This window comes from Moorena sp. SIO3I8 (assembly GCF_010692325.1).
Lineage (GTDB): Bacteria > Cyanobacteriota > Cyanobacteriia > Cyanobacteriales > Coleofasciculaceae > Moorena.
Genome location: NZ_JAAHHW010000132.1, coordinates 1 through 17573, shown reverse-complemented (window position 1 = coordinate 17573; position 17573 = coordinate 1). Strand labels below are relative to the sequence as shown.

Below are 17573 nucleotides of genomic sequence, written 5' to 3'. Positions count from 1 at the left end.
GAGTACTGTACCTGATTCAATCTTCGGTACAACCAAGGAGAATTCTTTGAGTTGCATTTTGCCCTTCGCACCTTGATGACAATTACCAGTTTACATGCTTTTCAAGCTTAACCGAACCGTATTGTCCCTACTCCCGTCTTGATGCAGTCGCTCATGGGGGAAACCCCCAAGACCGCGCTGCATCGCTACTCCCTACTCCCTACTCCCTGTTCCCTGTTCCCTGTTCCCTGTTCCCTGTTCCCTTTGGTATATGTAGCAATTTGGCATAACAAAATCAGCTGATACCCTTAAACTACAATTAGTCTAAATATAGCCCTGATCATAGTTATGAGGTACAGTAAATTTTCTTACCCCTACTCCCTACTCCCTACTCCCTGCTCCCTCAACCTACTCTACCGAGCTGATAGCTGATAGCGAAAAACTGATCACTAACTCATGAATGATTCCAAAAACGCCATCGATATATTTGGAGGTGCAGGTGGGCTTTCTCTGGGTTTACATATGGCTGGATGGCAGATCACCACAGCAATAGAAATTGATAAATCTGCTGTTTCCACTTATCGAGAAAACTTTCCTAGCACTAATGTTATTCGCTCCGATGTTAGAGCTATAGACTTTACTCAATTTAAAGGTATTGACCTAGTAGTAGGATCCCCACCGTGTCAACCTTTCTCTGTCCGAAACAAACACCCAAATAAACAGTTATCCCGAGCCAACCCTAAGGATTTAGTTCCAGAATTTATTCGAGCGGTAAGGGAGATTCGACCCAAGGCATTTTTAATGGAAACTATGCCTGGGTTGAAAAGCTCTAAAAATTTTAATTATTATCAATGGATTGAACAGCAGTTTCAAGCCCTGTATTATTCAGTTTATGTAGAGGTTTTAGAAGCAGCATCCTATGGAATTCCCCAGTATCGTGAACGTCTATTTTTCGTCGGTTTAGCCACAAAAACGGATTTTAGGTTTCCCCTAAAAACCCATGGGTTAGGGACATCTAATCCCTATATTTCATCAGGTTCAGCCTTAACTGATGTTCCCGACTATGAGCCGAATAGCACTAAAGTTTCCTATGCCAATAAACCCGTTATTCGTCCTACCCCTTGGACAGGAACCCTAGTCAAGGGTGGGGGAAAACCCATCAATTTCGATGCACCAAGTCCTACCATTACCGCTACTACGGGAGGTTACCGCACCCACATTATTGATCCTGAAGGTGTTTTACTGGTGTATCACCGTCATTTAATGAATGGGGGAAAGCCGAGATCAGGAACAGTTGAAGGGGTAAGACGGCTGACGGTACGGGAATCAGCTAGACTCCAATCCTTTCCTGATCATTTTGTATTCAAAGGTTCTAAAACATCACGATACAGACAAGTTGGTAATGCTGTACCACCACGGTTAGCCAAAGCAGTTGGAGAAGCAATCCATCAAGCAATCTTCCCCTCTGAGCTATCAACCACAAAAGACTTTCAATCCTATTTTGATCAGCTTTGCGACACATTGCATCTGCGGCTTTAGGGGATAAGAGCGTGGGAGATGGGGAGATGGGGAGATGGGGAGATGGGGAGATGGGGAGATGGGGAGGTGTGGGAGGTGTGGGAGGTGTGGGGAGATCGGAAAGATTTTTATAGCGTTAATCATACTTATGACATACAGGAGGTACAGTCAACTTAGTTACCCCTACTCCCTACTCCCTACTCCCTACTCCCTTAATGGAGTGTGGAGAGATGAAAGTGATGTGTAGCAACCTGATTTGCGTTCACGTTTGTCCATCAGAAGTTAACGTTTTTTGTTAAGTTAAATTATTAAGTATTGAGTTTTTACGTATTATTATTAATATTTTTTTAGAAGCAAGCCTAACATTCCCCTTGATGGCAAGAGGAATCCCATAAACAGCAGGAGATCTAAAGGCAGGACAAAAAATTTAATATTTTTTTAAAAATTTCTCTAGACCTAATCCTTGACTTACTGGGATATACTAGGAAATACTAGGTAGTCATAGGTAAGTTCCGTTAAAGATTCACAAGGTAAAAACTAAATAGTATTAGAAATAGTATTTGGAATGATATTGGTAATCAAGGAGACTTCCTTACAGAGGTCGTATAACTGTTGATAATCCTGGATTAAGGTCGGAGAATTATGGTAGGAATAGATTTACCAGTACAACAAACCAACTTGGATCACGAACCGATTCATGTGATTGGTCAAATTCAGCCTCATGGGGGACTGTTGGTACTGGAAGAGCCTGAGCTAAAAATCTTACAAGTTAGCAACAATACCTCTAGGGTTTTGGGAATCCCTCCCGAAGCCATGCTACAAAAAACCCTAGAAGATGTACTTGACCCATTTCAAGTGGAGAGAATTAAAGCTGGGTTATCTGAGGAAAATCTAGATATGATCAATCCTACTAAAATTTGGGTGAGGAAAAAAGGCGATGATTACGCAGTATTTGATGGTGTATTTCATCGTAACTCAGATGGATGTCTGATTCTGGAATTAGAACCAGCAGTTTCCCGGGAGACTATCCCATTTTTAAGCTTTTATCATCTAGCAAGAGCCTCCATTAACCAGCTCCAACAAACTTCAAATCTCCGGGATTTTTGTCAAATCATCGTCAAAGAGGTGCGAAAGGTCACTGGGTTTGACCGGGTGATGCTCTATAAATTTGAAGATGATGACCATGGAGCCGTTATTGCGGAAGAAAAACTAGACAGTCTGGAATCTTACCTAGGCTTACACTATCCAGAATCGGATATTCCTAAACCAGCCAGACGATTATTCTGTTCCAATTGGATCCGATTAATTCCAGATGCCAATTCCCAACCTGTTGAGATTTTTCCTACCGATAACCCCATCACCAATCGTCCCCTTGATTTAACATTATCGATTCTCAGAAGTGCTTCCCCCTGTCATATCAAGTACCTCCACAATATGGGAGTTGGGGCGTCTTTGACGATTTCATTGATTAAAGATAAAAAACTCTGGGGACTTATTGCTTGTCATCATCAAACCCCTAAGTATGTATCCTATGAGTTGCGCAAAGCTTGCGAATTTTTAGGACGAGTGATCTTCTCAGAAATTTCAGCCCGAGAAGAGACGGAAGACTATGACTATCAGATGAAGTTGTCCTATACTCAATCGATATTGATTGAGTATATGTCCCAAGAAGAAAACTTTATTGATGGCTTAGTTAAGCATGACCCTAATTTACTGGACTTGACTAGTGCTCAAGGTGCAGCAATTTGTTTTGGGGATAATTTTACGGTTATTGGTGAGACCCCTAGTGAAGAAGACCTGAAGTTTTTGGTGCAATGGCTGAAACAGAATGTTAATGAAGAGGTGTTCTATACCGATTCCCTGCCTCGCCTTTATCCTGATGCACAACGGTTTAAAGATATTGGTAGTGGGCTGCTAGCCATCCCCATTTCCAAGAGAAACTATGTGCTGTGGTTCCGACCAGAGGTGATTCAAACTGTTAATTGGGGGGGTGACCCAAGTAAAGCTTTTGAAACAACCCACACAGAGGGGACTTTGCAACTGTCGCCCCGTAAATCCTTTGAACTGTGGAAAGAAACCGTTCGCTTAACCTCTTTACCCTGGAAACAGGTAGAAATTAAGACAGCACTGGAACTGAGGAAAGCACTGATTAATATTGTCCTGCGTCAAGCTGATGAATTGGCTCAATTGGCTCAGGATCTAGAACGTTCCAATGCTGAACTGAAAAAGTTTGCTTATGTGGCATCCCATGACCTACAAGAACCCCTGAATCAAGTGGCCAATTATGTGCAGCTTTTAGAAATGCGCTATAATGACCGACTTGACGAAGATGCCAGCGAGTTTATTACCTTTGCGGTTGAGGGAGTCAGCCTCATGCAAACCCTGATTGATGATGTGTTGGCTTACTCGAAAGTCGATTTGCAGGGCATTGAGTTTAAACTGACGGAAGTGGAGACGGCCTTAGACCATGCTCTGGCTAATTTGCGGGGACGCATCCGTGAAACTGGGGCAGTGATTACCCATGACCCCTTTCCCACAGTTATGGCTGATAGCACCCAGTTGATGCAACTGTTCCAGAACTTAATCGGTAATGCGATCAAGTTCCGCAGTGAACAGCCGCCGGAAATCCATGTGGGGGCAAAACGACTGGAGGATTCATGGCTATTTTCAGTGCAGGATAATGGCATTGGCATTGAACCGCAGTTTAGCGATCGCATTTTCGTGATCTTCCAACGTCTGCACACCCGGGATGAGTATCCTGGCACAGGTATGGGTTTGGCTATCTGTAAAAAGATTCTGGAGTGCCACCGGGGCAAAATTTGGGTAGAGTCAGAACTAGGTCACGGTGCCACCTTCTATTTTACAATTCCAGTAAGGGGACGCGAGCGTGAGCGTAGAAACGGACGAAAGACACAAAATCATATTTTTGGTTGAAGACAATAAAGCCGATATTCGCTTAATCCAAGAAGCGTTAAAAAATAGCTCGGTACCCCACCAGGTAGTAACGGTCAGAAATGGCATGGACGCTATGGCTTACTTACACCAAGAAGGAGAGTATGCTGATGCCGTCCGTCCAGACCTGATCGTGCTAGATTTAAACTTGCCAAAAAAGGATGGTCGAGAGGTGCTCGCAGAGATTAAGGCTGACCCTAATCTCAAACGGATTCCTGTGGTGGTATTAACTACCTCAAGAAATCAGGATGACATTTTCCATAGTTACGACTTGCATGTGAATTGCTACATCACCAAATCCCGCAATCTTAGCGAATTATTCAAAATCGTCAAAGGAATTGAAGACTTTTGGCTCTCGACTGTCACCCTGCCATCACAATAAAAGGATTAGGGATTAGGGATTAGCCATAAACCATGAGACACTAAGGATTAAACATCAGGGTTGACTAACACAAGCGATGCAGCGCCGACCTGCGGGGGTTTCCCCCACTCGCGCTTTGCATCAAGACAAAGAAGGAAACCAATGAGGATTCTCGATCAAAGGAGAAATCCAGACCAATAAGCCCAAAGAAGAAATACTCAAAGGTAATGCCTGAAGGGTCAGTAAAAATCTTGTTAATTGAGGACAACCTGGCAGAAGCCAGATTGTTACAAGAGTTTTTGAAAGAAGCTCAGTTCAGGCAGTTTAGTCTAGTTCATGTCAAGCGATTGCGGGATGCACTCCAGGAAATCGCTCAGGCTAGAGCAATGTCAATTCCCTACGATGTGATCTTGTTAGATCTGACTCTACCGGACAGCCACGGACTAGCATCCCTCGGACCCTTGATCAAGCAAGCGCCTAGTTTACCGATTGTAGTGCTAACCAATACCAATGATGATGAATTAGCCATTGAGGCAGTTCGTCAAGGAGCACAAGATTATCTAGTCAAGCGGCAAGTCAAGGGAAAAATGCTGGTTCGTTCCTTGCGCTATGCTATTGAACGTAAGCAGGCAGCAGTTGCATTACGACAAGAAAATCAAGCCCTAGAAAGTCAGGTTCAGGAACAAACCGCTGAGTTGGTTAGAGCCAAAGAAGTCAATCAGCGCAAAGCGGAATTTGTTTCCATGCTCTCTCACGACTTTCGTAATCCCTTAAATACAATCCTCCTTTGTTCTGGATTGCTCCAAGACAAAGAGGAACAATTACCTAAAGAGAAAAAACTGGTTCATTTGCGGCTAATTCGCTCAGCCATCAAAAACATGGCCCAGTTGTTGGATGAGGTTTCATTAATCAGTAAAGCTGATTCCGGCAAACTCCTGTGTCAACCTACTCGGTTGGATTTGAAACGGTTTTGTCACCAATTAGTGGAAGAGTTACAAATCAGTAGCAAGAACAAGCATCAGCTAGTTTTTACCACTCAAGGAGAATTGAAGGAAGCCCTATGGGATGAAAGATTGCTGCGACACATCTTTAGCAATTTGCTCACCAACGCTATTAAGTACTCACCCACTGGGGGAACAGTTCTGTTTGAACTTATTGCTCAGACAGAATGTGTTATCTTCAGGATTCAAGACCAGGGAATGGGCATTCCCCCAGAAGACCAACAGCAACTGTTTCACCCTTTCCATCGTGCTAGCAATGTTGGCACAATTCCTGGTAGTGGCTTGGGACTAGCTATTGTTAAACAATGTGTGGAAGCTCATGGTGGTGAGATTTCTCTCAAGAGTCAGTTGGGAGAAGGTACGACATTTACGGTTAGTTTACCGTATTAGGTTTTAGGGAATTGAGAATTGAGAATTGAGAATTGAGAATTAAGAATTAAGAATTGAGAATTGAGAATTGAGAATTAAGATGCGATCGCCTTTGGCGCGGCTTTGCCGAAACGCTTCCGGAGCTTAGCTTGGCCTACGGCTAATCCCAAAGGTAATCATTCAGCTATCAGCATTAACTTGATATGTGAATACTCACTACAATTTGATTATCCTGATTATCTTAATCCAGAGCAACTGACCAATAATATCAAGTCTGGTTGAATACCCATAATTAAGTTGAATACCCATAATTAAGGAGAGGGTGGGGAGTGTGGGGAGATTTTTATTAGGGGTAATTATCTTGACATAATATTACTTGCTGAGCCTGAATATTATGTCCCCCAATTTTATCGTTGATGGTTCCACTTAGCTTCTGGGCATTAGTAGTGCCGTTGCTAACGCCCATGCCGAGTGAACCACTTTGGGTGGTGGTGTCTCCTTTGTCGCCCTGGATGTAGTCACCCCCGATGCGCTCGCTATAATTACCGCCTTCGGTGTCAATGTTGGGCTTCCCAGGCAATTTGTTTTTCGCCATGTTCACATTTCAAGCTCCAGCAGTTTACCGATAGACGCACCTGTAAAATTAAGGGTTTCTCCACCCTTCAATAATTCTAATTGCTACGTTCACATATGGGTTATCAAGGAATTCTTCAATTGCTCCTTGACCACCTTCTTTGAGAGCATTAATTAACCTTTCCTTCTTGGTTGGTGTAATGGCTGCACTGACAAAGGCTTCTTGTTCTGCTTCTGTGGCGGTAGGATTGTCTCGCTCTAGCTTTTGGAGTAATTCTTTGATTTCTGCTGCTGCTTGGGCGAGGAATTCGGATTGAGGTTCGTTGGTGTTTACACTTATGTTGTTGTTGTGAATATTTGTAGGACCTTTGCTAACGCCCACCCCGAGTGAAGTAGAACTATTTGTTTGGGTGATGGTATCGCCTTTGCTGCCCTCAACATAGTCGCCTTGGATATGCTGGACACGCTGGTCAATTTTAGTAGTTTCTTTTTCTGGCATTTTTTCAACCATTTTTTCAACAATTCCTACTATTTTAACAATTTCTATTAATTTATTATTATTGTCTTTAAGTATAATTTCTTTTAGAATTTCTATTTGTTTATAATAAAACTCTTTTTGTTCCTCTTTTTGTTCAGATAAAGACTTTATTTTTTGATCTTTAGCATCTAAAATTGGCTTGTATTTTGCCCAAACTTTTCTCTCGTATTCTGCTTCATCAACCTCCTCAGGGACTTTGACGCGAATAACAAAAGCACCGTCGTCTTTATTTTCTATTGCCTTTATGACTGGTAGCTCTCCTGTTTCGCTTTCTACTCGAAGTTCTTGAAAAGTTTTCAGAAAAGTCTGCCAGTCGATACCATATTGAAAAACTAAATCGACAGTATTGGGAATTTTCTGAACTAACTTAGCAAATTCCCCTGGATCAAAAGGTCTGTCTTTGTCAGCAGGACGACGTTGTTGAAACTTTGAACCATTTTCAGTAGATAGTTTCAGAAAAATCTCCTGACAATCAATTTCAATTAGTTTAGTAGTATTGCTGATTCCCCAACCTTCAATACATGCTCCTGTTAAGGTGGCTCTGGTTAAATCTGCTCCTTCTAGTAACGTTTGAACTAATTTCGCTTTGGATAAATCAGCATTTTGTAAGTTAGCCCGGTTTAAGTCTGTTCCGATGAAGCTAGCATCTTGTAGTTTAGCTCCCTTTAAATTAATACCTCTTAAGTCGAGGCGATCAAAGTTTTTATTTTGTACCTTTCCAGTTATGAGCAATTGTCTAACATGTTCATATTGAAGATAGCTTGTTCCTGGTCTAGCTAGGTCAAGTTTAATAGTATTTTGCCAACAAGTACGAATAAGAGTAGCCTTTGTTAAATCTGTACTTTTCAGGGTAGCTCCCTTAAAATTGGCATCGGTTAAGTCAGCATTGTAAAAACTGGTTCCTCTTTTAGCGGCAAAGACAATAATAATTTTCCTAATGAGGCTGTACTTTTTATCTCCAGCTAGTATACGCCAACCAATGTAAGTACTTAACAATATGACTATGTTAGCTCCAGCTGCAGCACCAATGTCAGAGTCAAATATACCGACAGGATTAGCTCCCAATGCACCAATAAGGCCAATACTAGCACCAGATGCAGATACATAGATTGCTACAGTAGTAGTACCAGCCACAGCCACAGCCACAGCCACAGTCACAGTCACAGTACCAGTCACAGTACCAGCTTCGGCGATAGTACCGACAACAGCTACAATAATAGCTTCGCCAATAGCACTAACTATAGTGCTAAGACCTGCAATAGTACCACCGATAAAACTAGGACCAGTTGCCTCTATAAATTCCGCTATAGTGCCTGCGAAATTAAACAGTCCAATGATAGGGGTAACGCTACCCAAAGTGAAAGCTACAATGCTAGTTACAGCTACAGCACTAAAAGCTGCATTTAGGCTTTTCCTGAAAGTGAAATTAAAAAATAATACCGGTATTATCAGAAGGATTGCGAAAGTCAGTTGATTGGAGAGTTCATTGAAGGGGTCATTGGAGTGTTCAACAGGAGATAATAGATTTACAGCCAAACCACCCAGAAAACCTGCCAAGCCTCCTAATAAACCCGCTAGCAAACATAAGGTAACTATCAGACCAATGGCCACCTGATGCTGTAGTCCAGCTTTAGCATAGCTAAAGTTGGCTTCTGATAAGGTAGCGTGAGTGAAGTTTGCACCTTGGATTTTGGCTCCACTGAAGTTTGCACCTTGAATTTTGGCTCCACTGAAGTTGACTCCTGAGAGGTTTTTACCCTGGAAGGATTGACCCCTAAGATCTTCACAACGAAAATCTCGTCTTCCTTCCTTATAATATTTCAAAACCTCACTAGCTTCCATTACAACCAAAGGGGGAGACATGAGCCCTAAAAAGCTTACTATATAAGACTTTGATGCCTATGAACTCAGGCAAGATACAGTTTCAAATTGACCCTCCTTTCATTTTCATGAAGCTCAACCTTTATAATTATATCCAAGGTCTGCCCAAAACAGCATGTATCTTTTAGGTGCGACCCGTGGCGAATTTAATTCGCCAACGGAAAGCGCACCTTAAGTAACTTATGGGCTGAAATTATTACCCAGTAACGATTTCAGCTTGCATGTCACTCCCAGTAAATCTATATGTACCCCCAAACTGCAAGGAAATGGTTGATTACGGGATTATTGCTAATTGCCTTTCTTACTCCAATGCTTGTTAGTTGTGACAGCCATCCCCAGAACACATCGGCAACTCATTCTCGTGAATTAATTTGTATATTCAATAAATATTCTGGAAAGATCACATTCTCTGATCAAGAAGGAGCTGAGAAAAAAGGAGTAAGTTTTCGGGTCAAAAACTGTGGTAAACATCGCTGTAAGAAGTGGTGTACATGGGATTGGATGAGCAAAGGTTTTGACAGAATATACGAAGTTGAATCAGAAGGTTATTTAAAAATACAGTGGAATGTAGATGGTAAAAAATTTTTAGCTACCAAAATTCTTAAGCCTAAAACTACTCCTGCTGATAGAACTTGTCAAGAAATAAATAGTTGGTATTTTCGTAGTGGTTCAAAACCGCTTATAGGACTTTTTCAAGAAATGCAATAATCTTGAGGGGGCGACAAACAGGACTGTAATCCTTGGAGAGTGGCAAATAGAGCGAATTGTGATAAAAATAGGTCTGTTATGGTTTTCCAGACCTACTTAAAAAATGCAGCCTCCAATTTACCAAAATCATTTCAAAAGTGAATTGAGTTCAGCTCAATATTTATTTTTGAGTTTGCTAGTTACGATGCTTCAGTCTGTCAAGCAAGTGAAGCTGGAAACTCTAGCCATCTCCCTACCTATACCCATTGTCTTGATGCAGTCGCTCATGGGGGAAACCCCCAAGACCGCGCTGCATCGCTTTGTTCGAGAGTCGTCGGAAAAAGCTACAAATATTTCTCTCTGGAAAAATTCAATGTTCATGTCAATTGTTGGCCAATATTCAAAAGTCTACTGAGTCAGTCCATGAAAATAGGAGAAAGCCTCTACATCAGTAGTAAAATTATTCCATTTCAGAAAAGAGGTGAATAAGTTGTTTTGAACTACTACGAAAATACCAACTATTTATTTCTTGGCAGCTTCTATCTTCTGGAGTAGTTCTCGGCTCCAGTCTCATTGTCCTTACATATCCTTTAAAGTTTGCATTCCACTGTACTTCTAGATAGTAATCTGATTCAACTTCATATATTCTGTTAGAACCTTTATTCATCCAATCCCATTTACACCAGTTCTTACAGCGATGTTTGCCACAGTTTTTGACCCGAAAACTTACTCCTTCTTTCTCAGCTCCTTCTTTATCAGAGAATCTGATATCCCCAGAATAGTTATTAAATAGACAAATTAACTCAGGAGAATGAGTTGCCGATGTGTTCTGGAAAAAACTGCTACAACTAAAAAGCATTGGAACAAGGAGAGAAATCAGCAATAATCCCGTTATCAACCACTTCATTAGACCTACCTCATGATTTGACAACAATCTAGCTTAGTTTGTTCTCTATAATAGATAACCATTGGTTAGATTAGGCTCTGCTAGACTAACTAGGATAAATTACTATAGCAATCCTATCTGATTCGTGAAATATAGTGGTCGAAGCTATCGCTATAACCCTTGCCCAGCAAAGATTTCATATTTGGCAGATTTTACAAATGATTTAGGATTGCTATATTAACTATTTACTATTTACTATTTACTATTTATTTTGCCATGGCTCCAAGCAAAGAAGAAAAAATTAAAGGCTCCCTATTAGGACTGGCCTGGGGAGATATCCTCGGTTGTCCTGTCGAGGGTTGGCGCGGACACGAAATTCAGACCATCTATGGCGACTACCAACAACTCCCCCAGGAATATCCTTTGGAAAAGATGCGCTTAGTGATGGTGAAAAAAATCAAGCGTCTGAGACCTTTAGGACTGTACTCCGACGATACCCAACAGGCCCTCGGATTAATCAATATATGTCTTTCTCAGAGATGCTGGTCAAAACAGGCATGGGCAGAATTATTAGTTCAAGGCATGGCAAAAAAAGCATGGTGAGGTTACGGGAAAAACTTCTCCGCTGCCATAGGCAAACTTGCCAAAGGAAATCAGCCCGAACTGAGTGGTAGTTCCTCTGCAGGTATTGGAGCAGCCATGCGAGTTGCTCCTTTGGGAGCAGTGTATCGAGATAACCCAGCAGTTCTTGCCACAGCAGTGATGGAAGCAAGCCTAATAACCCACGGACATATTAGTGCAGCAGCTTTTGCCTATGCTGTTGTCTATACCGTAGCGGCCTTGATTGGGGGACAAACTCCCCAGGAAATCAAAGACTCACTAGGGTCGGCAGTGGCTTCAGTAGAAACAGAGTGGTTAGAAAATCATTTGGATTGGACTATTGAACGTTCCGTGGGACATCTTGTTTCCCAAAGCATTGCCAAGATATTGGCTCAGAAGTGGAACAACTGCGAACAACTGCGACAGCAAATTTCCCAAACAGCTAAACCCCATCTAGCCAAAGGGTTTACCAAGGCTCATCCCAATCAGGGTTTTGTTCTGTTAGGGGGATTACATGCCTTGGCAATGGCACTTTTCCCCCAAGACGATCCGGAGTTCCTGCTTGCAGAAATTATTCGTCAAGGATACGACACGGACACCGTTGCAGCCATTTGTGGTGGAATTCTCGGGGCTCGGTTTGGTACTAACTGGATTCCTTTGGAGCGACTGCAAGAGCGGGAAAGATTGGAAAATTACGCTGCAGCTCTGGTAGATTTTAATGTTGCTGTAGAAGACATAGAAACTTTTCTGGCTAGGGAAGCGGAATTAAGCCAGCAAGAAGCTAACTATCAGAAGAAAGTTATGGCATAACAGTAAGACGGAACAGTTAAAACAGCCAACTCCCATAGTTAGCGTTCGCGTAGCGTGGCCTACGGCTAATCCCAAAGGTAATCATTCAGCTATCAGTATTCAGCTATCAGCATTAACTTGATATGTGAATACTCACTACAATTTGATTATCCTGATTATCTTAATCCAGAGCAACTGACTAATAAAAAGTGACCCAATAAAAAGTTACAAAGAGATGCAGCGCTATGTCACAAGCGCGCATCATTCCCAATTCCGAAGTTCCCTATTCCCTGGGCGCAGGGCTATAACTTTTCTCTTACCGAAACATCCGCCTAGCAATTTCGGAAGCAATTTGTTGACCTAGCCGTTGAGTTTCCTGCTTTAACAAAAGTTCCAGCATCTTTGGTACGGATTCTAGGTCAAACCTAGAGGATTCAATAATCATAGCCCCAATCTTTTCCATCCGCTCCAGGTTAGGAGACTCTAATTTTCCAGTTACATTAACCGCCAAGCCCACCGATGCAGTTATTTGTCCAAGAGTCTTGTATGAAAGATTCTCTAAACTGGTAACCATCTCTTCAACCAGAGCATTACGGAATAGACTACCTTGCTCGGAGTAGAGAAATTCTAACCCCTGGTTTAGAAGCGCACTAATATCAAACTCCCTACTGGTGCGCACCTGACCTAATAACTCCTCCAAAACATGCCATTGAATTCCACCATCCTGATACACAATCTCCTTTAAACAAGCCCTTAATTCAGGGGATGAATCCGTTAACAGGCGTTGGGCAACATAGGGATACGTTTGATTGAAGGGCTGAAAATTAGGATTGAGCTTAATCGCTATCCCTTCTAAGGTAGCGGCACTGCGGAAAATCAGGAGGTAGTAAGTGGGTAATTTAAATGGATATTTATAAAGTAACGGGGATAGCTTCCGAATAATACGATTAAAGCCGAATGTTGACACAGTAGCTTCCATCACCCCACCAAAAATATCAGTGAGTTCAGGAATCAGCGAGGTCACATCTGTCTCCGGTGGCAAAAAGTCGAGTTTCTTATAGTCTTGTGCTAGACCTTCAAAATCACCAATAACAATATGGACAACCGATTCCAGTAAGCGATACCGATAAGACGGTTCTACCGAGCTCATCATGCCAAAGTCAAGATAAGCCAATTTCCCATCAGGGGTAGCCAATAAATTGCCAGGGTGAGGGTCAGCATGGAAGTAACCTTCCTCTAAAAGTTGCCGCAAGCAACACTGAAATCCTACATCAATCAGGGTATTCGGGTCTAATCCCTGGGCTTTAATGGTTTCTAGTTCCGTCAATTTAGTCCCAGTGATCCACTCCATGGTTAACACCCGCCGCCCCGAGTATTGCCAATATATACGTGGTACAGCGATATTGTTAATGTCACCGTAAAGTTGGGCAAATCGTTCCGCATTGCGACCTTCCTGGGTATAGTCCATTTCTTCAAACAAGCGAATAGCTAGTTCGTCGATAAGTGCTACTAGGTCGCTGTGAACAAAGGAGATTGATTCTTGGGCCCATGCTGCTATTTTCCGCAAGATATAGATATCTAGGGAAATACACTCCACCAGACCAGGGCGTTGCACTTTTACTGCTACAATTTCACCAGTTTTGAGTGTCCCTTTGTACACTTGTCCTAGGGAAGCAGCAGCTACGGGTTTGTCGCTCAGTGAGCCATAAATTTCGTTATAGTTATCCCCTAATTCTTCTTCAATTAACTGATAGGCAATGTGATTAGAGAAAGGAGGTAATTGGTCTTGTAATTTAGTGAGTTCCTCTAAATAAATAGGAGGAACAATATCGGGACGACAGGAAAGGATTTGTCCTAATTTAATGAAGGTTGGACCAAGTTGAGTCAGCTTTTCGCGAAATTCCCAGGCTCGTTGAGGCTGATTTTGGGTAAGGCTACCAGTGACGAAATCCCAGGCTAGCCTGATGCTAAAGGTAATCAATGCCCCTACCAGAGAAATCTTGCGCCCCCAGACTAGCCGAGAACGCTGGCGGTAGTAGTCAGAAATGGTTCTTGGCTCGTACTGCAAGGTTAGTATTTTAAGATTTGTTAAATAATTACAAGAAAATTATCCCTTGAACTTTGCGGTTGGTCAAGGGGTAGGGAGTAGGGAGTAGGGAGTAGGGAGTAGGGAGTAGGGAGTAGGGAGTAGGGAGTAGGGAGTAGGGTGTCGTGAAAGGCGGGAAATGGGGAGAAAGACTGGTGTAAAAAAAGCGATGTGGCCTTCGGCCTCCGCTTCGCGATGAAGCGAAGCTTCCGCTAAAAGCGATCGCACTATGCCAAGTCAAGGGTGACAAATAGCGCGATCGCGTTTATCGAATTCCCCAAGCCAAAACCCCGTGTTCTGAGGCTTTTAGGTGTATGATTTTAAGATTTATGCAGAAGATAGAGAAATTGAGGGAGGACTGAACTGTCCACCACGAACTGAGCTTTCTTACGACCTTTAGCTGAGGCGCGGACGTTTTCCGTCTCCGTGCTGTTGCTCCTGCTGCTTGCCTACGCCCACGCTTACTCGCACTCAGTTGGGGCTTTTTATTCAGCTTCTTTTTCCCTCGTAACTCTTCCTCCAATTCACCGATGCGCTTGGGACTTCTCTTTATTTTGCAACTCCCGAGCTGCTATCATTTCAGCCTGTTGCCCGACAAGCACACGCAGCTTCTCGACCTCATGAAGGTCGGTGAGTTGGTCATCTTTCACTTGGACGGGGTTTTCAGTCATATCTTTGTTGAACCAGATTTATGCACTCTTGACAAGGGGGCCAGCTCAATACCCATTTGTTTGAACCCACAGCGGTTATTGAGAATTTACAAGCGATCGGTTAGAGTTTAGATTGAACTGTTTTAACCTTGCTGGCCCACTACGCCTAGAAAAAGGGTTTTAAGTCAAAAAATTCAGAAATTATTCTTGGAAATAGTCTTATTTACAGAAGCAGTTTACAGGCGAGCTACTCAATAAGCAGATTATCCAGTTAACTACGCTCTTAAACAAGTAAAGGAGATAAAAATGGTTAATATTGCAATATAATACTTAAAAAAAACACCAATCAAGTTAGTGATTTTTAGAAACTTTCAGTAACTGGTTCTACAGGTGGAGGTAAGTTCATGAAAAATCAAACCGAGGTATTTAAGAAGAACACAACAGAGTGGATCGATAACGGTACCAATTTAACTGGATATCAGGGGTTACTCAAGCCATAAAAAAATAAATTTGGGTAAGAGACGGATGCCCCACTAATCCGTTTGCAAAAATTAAAAGCAGAATACATACAACCAAAGCAAATTGATCTAAATGCTGGAAATTATAGTGAAATAATAGATTATCTCAGCCGTTGTCGAATTGCACGATATGGTGATTGTGATGTTAACGCAATAGAAGCAGCGTTGATATTGGCAAATCAAGGCAAGATAAGCCGTGAGACGATACAGATAGTAACAGATCAAAAGTGGGGACATACTTATGTAAAGATTAAGCCCCATGGAAATGGTAATTGGAAAGTAGCTGTGGATATTATAGTAGATCCATGGGCAAATTATATAGCTACGAACGTCTTTCAAAGGAAAGTGTATGTACCAAAAGAAGAGAAACTGTCCAGCGGGGAATCAACGTTAACAAGGATGAAAGTGGCTGAAAATTTCATCAGAAATAAATATGAGTACCAGGCAAATGATGAAATACTGAAGGTTCTGAAAGTATAATGAGCACGATCGCTCTTTTGTAGTGCGATTGGCCGTAGGCGTGGCCTACGGCCAATCGCTGATCGTTGATATCCTCTTGGGTAGAGGCAGCTGCCTGTTTATCAGCAGCGAAGGGAGGTTGGTATGTACTTCTGAGGCACTGCTTAAGACAACAGCCGCCTCTCAATGTAAAATGCAGAACGCTAGTAGTTTTTATTGTAGGAGTGTAGTTATGGAGCGATCGGATCTAGTACAATTGCTTGTAAAGTGGGCATAATTAGCGGGCTTCAAAACTCGATTGTTAGATTGAAAATAAAATAGGAGTTATTAATGGCTTTTAGTGATTATAAAACTATTGCTCAAGTTCAAGAAGAGTATAATATCAAGTATTTGGAAAAAGACTTTATTGAAATTACAGATCTAAAACCTTCCGATCTGTTTGTTAAGGAATTTGAATTCAGCGAACAGAACATGGATATATACACATCTGAATCATCAAGATGCGAAAATATTATTTATCCAATTTTAAGAGAAGTTTATAAAGATTTTATTGATAAATATACTCTTTGGAGCCACAAGTCCATAACATACGATGCTAAACTAAATGGAACGCCTGATTACTTGTTCTCAAGAAAATCAGAATTAGGTAAGACCGTCTTGGGTTTTCCAATCGTCATTGTTGTTGAAGCAAAAAAGAATGATTTTAGTGAGGGATGGGGGCAATGTCTAGCTGAGTTGATTGCTGTGCAAAAATTAAATAAAGCTGAGGAACTTCCCGTGTATGGGATCGTAACGGATGGAGAATTATGGCAATTTGGAAAATTAGTATCCGATGAATTCACCAAAAGCAAGTTGAGAATTACTATTACCGATTTAGATAAAATTTTCGGAACGATAAGTTTTTTATTGTCAAACAAATAAGATTTTACACGGGGACGCGGAGATTGGATCATTGGGGAGCATGTCTTATTCGCAGCAACATTAGTACTAAAATAACTCATGTACGCTATTCAAACCCTGAAAACACTCTAGTTCAAGCGTTCTCACCAAATTGACCTGCTCGCCATGCTCCCCCTATTACCTATTCCCCATTCCCCATTCCCCATTCCCCAGATAAGCGTACTAATGTTGCTGCATAAGTGACATGCTCCCCTTTCAAGTTTTTGGAGAGGTCTACTTAGGAGCTGGATGAGGTGAAAGTCTCACGTCCAGTTCTGTTCGCGCAGCGTCGGCCTTAGCCGAAAGCGGAGGTGCCCTGGATAATACCAGGCATCGACCGTAACAGCCTTGGGTACGGTGGGGCACACTGGAACCTGGATTGACCGTAGGTCACGCTACGCGAACGTGAAAGATCTAAACGCTTGTGGAGAATCGATCTCTACTCTTCCTGGCTCCGGTCTGGTTGAGCAAGTTAAGTTGACTCATTGTTCGCGTAGCGTGGCCTACGGCCAAGCAAGAATCCCCGCGTCTAATGACCGGGGAGTGTCAACTTGAGTCTAGTTGAGGTGCAACTATTAGCCTTATAGCTCTCTAAACCTTGTCAAACATTATCTACTGTTTTATAATCAAATAAGTTAGTAACTTGTTTAACAAGGGAAGACTACCGCCCAACGAAGAACTAAAAGCTTTGGCAGCTGGTCGTAAGTTAAGCGACGTAAAATAATGGACTGAGTGAAGTTACAGTGCGGTTTGAGAGTAGGCAGAAGAGCCTCCATTAATAAAAATA

General features: G+C 42.1%; 16 protein-coding genes and 1 pseudogene. 12 read left to right on the top strand and 5 right to left on the bottom strand.

Going from position 1 to position 17573, the window contains the following annotated elements:
- Positions 1–153: 153 nt before the first annotated feature.
- The 6 genes from F6K51_RS30515 (at position 154) to F6K51_RS30490 (ending at position 6201) form a co-directional block, all read left to right on the top strand.
- Complete coding sequence (locus tag F6K51_RS30515; protein WP_293027561.1) at positions 154–282, top strand: hypothetical protein; 129 nt, start codon at positions 154–156, stop codon at positions 280–282.
- Between the two features lie 153 nt (positions 283–435).
- Entirely contained in the window at positions 436–1518 is a 1083-nt protein-coding gene (locus tag F6K51_RS30510; RefSeq protein ID WP_293027558.1) for a DNA cytosine methyltransferase, read from the top strand.
- Entirely contained in the window at positions 1491–1631 is a 141-nt protein-coding gene (locus F6K51_RS30505) for a hypothetical protein (RefSeq protein ID WP_293027555.1), read from the top strand. The genes F6K51_RS30510 and F6K51_RS30505 overlap by 28 nt, the downstream gene beginning before the upstream one ends.
- Before the next feature lie 508 nt (positions 1632–2139).
- Complete coding sequence (locus F6K51_RS30500) at positions 2140–4431, top strand: ATP-binding protein (protein WP_293027553.1); 2292 nt, start codon at positions 2140–2142, stop codon at positions 4429–4431.
- A complete protein-coding gene (locus F6K51_RS30495; protein WP_229415320.1) occupies positions 4424–4831 on the top strand; it encodes a response regulator in 408 nt (135 codons plus the stop codon). Before F6K51_RS30500 ends, F6K51_RS30495 begins: the two co-directional genes overlap by 8 nt.
- A gap of 206 nt (positions 4832–5037) precedes the next feature.
- A complete protein-coding gene (locus F6K51_RS30490) occupies positions 5038–6201 on the top strand; it encodes a hybrid sensor histidine kinase/response regulator (protein ID WP_293027545.1) in 1164 nt (387 codons plus the stop codon).
- A gap of 325 nt (positions 6202–6526) precedes the next feature.
- On the opposite strand, the gene F6K51_RS30485 is transcribed toward F6K51_RS30490, so the two are convergent.
- Positions 6527–6775 carry a hypothetical protein gene (locus tag F6K51_RS30485; protein ID WP_293027542.1) on the bottom strand — a complete coding sequence of 83 codons (249 nt, stop codon included), beginning with the start codon at positions 6773–6775 and terminating at the stop codon, positions 6527–6529.
- A 48-nt stretch (positions 6776–6823) separates the two neighbouring features.
- On the bottom strand, positions 6824–9154 hold the full coding sequence (locus tag F6K51_RS30480) for a pentapeptide repeat-containing protein (RefSeq protein ID WP_293027539.1): 2331 nt from the start codon (positions 9152–9154) through the stop codon (positions 6824–6826).
- Positions 9155–9415: 261 nt separating this feature from the next.
- Here F6K51_RS30480 and F6K51_RS30475 point away from each other — a divergent pair, with 261 nt between their 5' ends.
- Entirely contained in the window at positions 9416–9880 is a 465-nt protein-coding gene (locus F6K51_RS30475; RefSeq protein WP_293027536.1) for a hypothetical protein, read from the top strand.
- 184 nt (positions 9881–10064) lie between these two features.
- Positions 10065–10274, top strand: coding sequence for a hypothetical protein (locus tag F6K51_RS30470; RefSeq protein ID WP_293027532.1), 210 nt, complete (start codon positions 10065–10067; stop codon positions 10272–10274).
- A 45-nt stretch (positions 10275–10319) separates the two neighbouring features.
- On the opposite strand, the gene F6K51_RS30465 is transcribed toward F6K51_RS30470, so the two are convergent.
- On the bottom strand, positions 10320–10766 hold the full coding sequence (locus F6K51_RS30465) for a hypothetical protein (protein WP_293027529.1): 447 nt from the start codon (positions 10764–10766) through the stop codon (positions 10320–10322).
- A 255-nt stretch (positions 10767–11021) separates the two neighbouring features.
- Between F6K51_RS30465 and F6K51_RS30460 the strand changes: the two are divergent.
- Positions 11022–12155: pseudogene (locus tag F6K51_RS30460) on the top strand (ADP-ribosylglycohydrolase family protein).
- Between the two features lie 295 nt (positions 12156–12450).
- Here F6K51_RS30460 and F6K51_RS30455 read toward each other — a convergent pair.
- Both F6K51_RS30455 and F6K51_RS30450 read right to left on the bottom strand, forming a co-directional pair.
- Complete coding sequence (locus F6K51_RS30455; protein ID WP_293027526.1) at positions 12451–14202, bottom strand: AarF/ABC1/UbiB kinase family protein; 1752 nt, start codon at positions 14200–14202, stop codon at positions 12451–12453.
- A 28-nt stretch (positions 14203–14230) separates the two neighbouring features.
- Positions 14231–14470 (bottom strand): hypothetical protein, encoded by a 240-nt coding sequence (locus F6K51_RS30450; RefSeq protein WP_293027523.1) that lies wholly within the window; start codon positions 14468–14470, stop codon positions 14231–14233.
- Positions 14471–15412: 942 nt separating this feature from the next.
- Between F6K51_RS30450 and F6K51_RS30445 the strand changes: the two genes are divergently transcribed.
- The 3 genes from F6K51_RS30445 to F6K51_RS30435 all read left to right on the top strand — a co-directional run bounded on the left by F6K51_RS30445 (position 15413) and on the right by F6K51_RS30435 (position 17341).
- Complete coding sequence (locus tag F6K51_RS30445) at positions 15413–15868, top strand: hypothetical protein (RefSeq protein WP_293027520.1); 456 nt, start codon at positions 15413–15415, stop codon at positions 15866–15868.
- Between the two features lie 309 nt (positions 15869–16177).
- Complete coding sequence (locus F6K51_RS30440) at positions 16178–16768, top strand: hypothetical protein (RefSeq protein WP_293027518.1); 591 nt, start codon at positions 16178–16180, stop codon at positions 16766–16768.
- Positions 16769–17134: 366 nt separating this feature from the next.
- A complete protein-coding gene (locus F6K51_RS30435; protein WP_293027515.1) occupies positions 17135–17341 on the top strand; it encodes a hypothetical protein in 207 nt (68 codons plus the stop codon).
- The last annotated feature ends 232 nt before the right edge of the window (positions 17342–17573 follow it).

What these genes read in the sequence shown, in the direction of transcription:
- F6K51_RS30440 (WP_293027518.1), top strand. Translation starts at nt 16,178, where the DNA reads ATGGCTTTTAGTGATTATAAAACTATTGCTCAAGTTCAAGAAGAGTAT.
- F6K51_RS30485 (WP_293027542.1), bottom strand. Translation starts at nt 6,775, where the DNA reads ATGGCGAAAAACAAATTGCCTGGGAAGCCCAACATTGACACCGAAGGC.
- F6K51_RS30490 (WP_293027545.1), top strand. Translation starts at nt 5,038, where the DNA reads ATGCCTGAAGGGTCAGTAAAAATCTTGTTAATTGAGGACAACCTGGCA.
- F6K51_RS30480 (WP_293027539.1), bottom strand. Translation starts at nt 9,154, where the DNA reads ATGTCTCCCCCTTTGGTTGTAATGGAAGCTAGTGAGGTTTTGAAATAT.
- F6K51_RS30500 (WP_293027553.1), top strand. Translation starts at nt 2,140, where the DNA reads ATGGTAGGAATAGATTTACCAGTACAACAAACCAACTTGGATCACGAA.
- F6K51_RS30470 (WP_293027532.1), top strand. Translation starts at nt 10,065, where the DNA reads ATGCTTCAGTCTGTCAAGCAAGTGAAGCTGGAAACTCTAGCCATCTCC.
- F6K51_RS30475 (WP_293027536.1), top strand. Translation starts at nt 9,416, where the DNA reads ATGTACCCCCAAACTGCAAGGAAATGGTTGATTACGGGATTATTGCTA.
- F6K51_RS30515 (WP_293027561.1), top strand. Translation starts at nt 154, where the DNA reads ATGGGGGAAACCCCCAAGACCGCGCTGCATCGCTACTCCCTACTCCCT.
- F6K51_RS30510 (WP_293027558.1), top strand. Translation starts at nt 436, where the DNA reads ATGAATGATTCCAAAAACGCCATCGATATATTTGGAGGTGCAGGTGGG.
- F6K51_RS30465 (WP_293027529.1), bottom strand. Translation starts at nt 10,766, where the DNA reads ATGAAGTGGTTGATAACGGGATTATTGCTGATTTCTCTCCTTGTTCCA.